At 61.8% G+C, this 2,319-nt stretch carries 2 protein-coding genes; both read right to left on the bottom strand.

Going from position 1 to position 2,319, the window contains the following annotated elements:
- Positions 1–103: 103 nt before the first annotated feature.
- Entirely contained in the window at positions 104–1,765 is a 1,662-nt protein-coding gene (locus tag WAW17_RS10575) for an ATP-binding protein (RefSeq protein WP_422332936.1), read from the bottom strand.
- Positions 1,762–2,319, bottom strand: a 558-nt coding sequence (locus tag WAW17_RS10570; RefSeq protein WP_422332935.1) for a hypothetical protein, incomplete at its 5' end; no start/stop codon positions are given. The genes WAW17_RS10575 and WAW17_RS10570, both read right to left, overlap by 4 nt.

Here is a 2,319-nt window from a genome sequence, read left to right as displayed (position 1 = left end):
GTCTCAGGCTGGGCGTGGCGGAAGCGGGCTGGCATTGCGGTCAATGATGGCCTGTCCGGGCGTGTGTTCAAAGCCCGCCAAAACCACCATTTTTCCGCCGGTGCTATCCGAGCAACTCCGGCACCCGCTTAGCAATCCGGTCAATGGTCCGGCGGACGTCGTATAGCAGGTCATGAGCGTCGATCGCTGCATCTCGATGTGCTTCCTCGGTCATGAGCGCCAGCGCGTACTCGACGAAGGCGACCTCATATGTAACTTGGCGGAACGCGTCGCTCTCAATTTCCGCGGACAGGCGCAGTGCAGCGACGATCTGCGGATGGTCCATGTTCACGAAGATAGTCCGCGCATCCCGATCGTAGTGGGCGCGCGGCGCGTCGGTAGTCTCGTGCACGAACTCGATTTTGAACGTGTCGGTCCGACGAGCCCTCGTGGTGGTTTCGTGGTGCGCGCCAGGCTGCTCGCCCGGCAACAAGTCGGTGCCTGGCCTTGGCGCGTCGCCCGGAGCTCCCGTCGTTCCTCGCCGACCGTCGCCGGGTTGAGGCCCAGCTTGTTGCCAGTCGGTCGGAAGTTCGCCGCCTCCAGGGAGCACGACACCTTCCGGGTCTTCAGACGTCGTCATCGCCCCGATAGTGTCGACAGGCACCAAGGTGCTCCCATGTGCCGGGAGCCGTGATTGGACCCCTTGGATCTTGGCAAGCTCCCTCTGGAGCTCTCGGAAATCGTCATTCAACACTTTCCCGATCCGCTCGGCCTCGCGCGCCAGCTTCCTCGCGTCCTCACTCTTGCGCTGCTCTCGCTCGGCTTCTTCAAGCTCCTTCACGACCTGGCGCAACTCTTTACTGACCCACCCGAGCAGGGTCGCGACCAAAGGGTTCGCATGGTTCAATGTGTTGTTGCGGGTGTTGTCGAATGGCGGCGGCTCGCCCTCCCACGTCTCCAGAGCATCGCAGGTCACCTCACCGAACAACCGGCGAGCCGCACCTTGGCGAGGCAAATCACCCAGAGTCGTGGTGTGCCAGAAGCCATGCGCTAGCACGTCGATTCCGTTGGTCTCGGCATCCAGCGGCGCTGGCGCAACTCTTACGACTAGGCGGACGAGCCCAAGGTGCTCCCCGACCAGCGGTGGCGGGTCAAACTCGTATTTGCGCGTGTAGACGGGCTCGTGGAACTCGCATGGATGTCCGTTGATGAGAACCTGATGGCTCTGCTGGTGCCGGCCAAGGTGCCGATCGACGTAGCGGCGCGTGTCGTCGATATCCAAACGCTTCCGATCGAAGAGGTGGCTCATGATGATGGTTGTCCCATCCTCCTCGTCGGTCGGGGCGTCGGTGACAACCTCCGACACAGAAAACGCCTTACCGTCGGACGCGGCCTCAATCGCCTCTCGGGTGAGTTCAACAATGTTGTAGCGGCCTTCTTTGCGCGTCTCGATCCGCAATGCGCGGGCGATGCCAAAGGCCGCGCTCTTTCCCGTGCCGAAACGACCACGCACCACCCGGCCGCGCTGGCGCTGAAGATTCTGGCCGTGCATCTGGAAGAAGCGCTGCAGGTCGTCACGGTTCATGCCGCTCGCGTTATCGTCTACTTCAACGCGGTCCGCCGAGATATGGACATCAACGACGACAGGCAATCCGTCTCGCGCGTTGTCGAGCGCATTGGAGACATACTCCCAGACCACCTTGGGCATCGTCGAGAAGTAAGTGGCGTTCTGGAGAAAATCACGCGCCACATGGCTCTTGACCGTGATCTGGCGAGGGGACGTCATGTGCGCATTACCTCCGGGAATCGGTGCTGAAGTGCGGCGGCGAAACGAGAAAGTTCTGCGTCACCGCCGGCAGCGTTGAGGAAGGCAACCACCCGTTGCCGGCGTTTGGCAGTGGGGAAGTACTCATTCACCCGGAGGAGATCCATAATCTGAAGACTCGTCACGACCTCCGCACCGCCTTTCCGCCAGGCGCGGAACGCGGCGGAGCGCCGAATGCGGCCAGTATCAGGCTCGCTGACTTCGGCGCCGCCTCGAAATACTTCGCATCGTTGTACCGCCGCGAGCGTCAACTGCCAGCCATCTCGAACACCACCTGTGACGAAGGCCTCTTTTTTATTGTCCTTTAGTGCCAAGCGCACAGCCTCGAGGCTTACCTGCTCCGGGTAACGCCTCCATCGGAACGCCTTCGGGGCGACCTGAGCGGCGCGCATGGCCACGTCCTCGGTATCCACAGCATGACGACTCCCACCCAGGTCATACAGGGCCAAGAGGGTGGCCAATTTACTGGTAAGTTTCTCGGTCATGCCTTCCACCGGACTGAGACGTGCGCTTCC

Origin of the sequence: Rhodococcus sp. (in: high G+C Gram-positive bacteria) (genome assembly GCF_049286785.1) — a bacterium.
In the GTDB taxonomy this organism is placed as follows: Bacteria; Actinomycetota; Actinomycetes; order Mycobacteriales; family Mycobacteriaceae; genus Rhodococcus_F.
Note: the sequence above shows the minus strand (reverse complement) of the source record. Positions and strands in the feature narration are given on the sequence as shown.

Excerpts from the sequence above, each read along its gene's own strand:
- WAW17_RS10575 (WP_422332936.1), bottom strand. The coding sequence starts at position 1,765 with ATGACGTCCCCTCGCCAGATCACGGTCAAGAGCCATGTGGCGCGTGAT.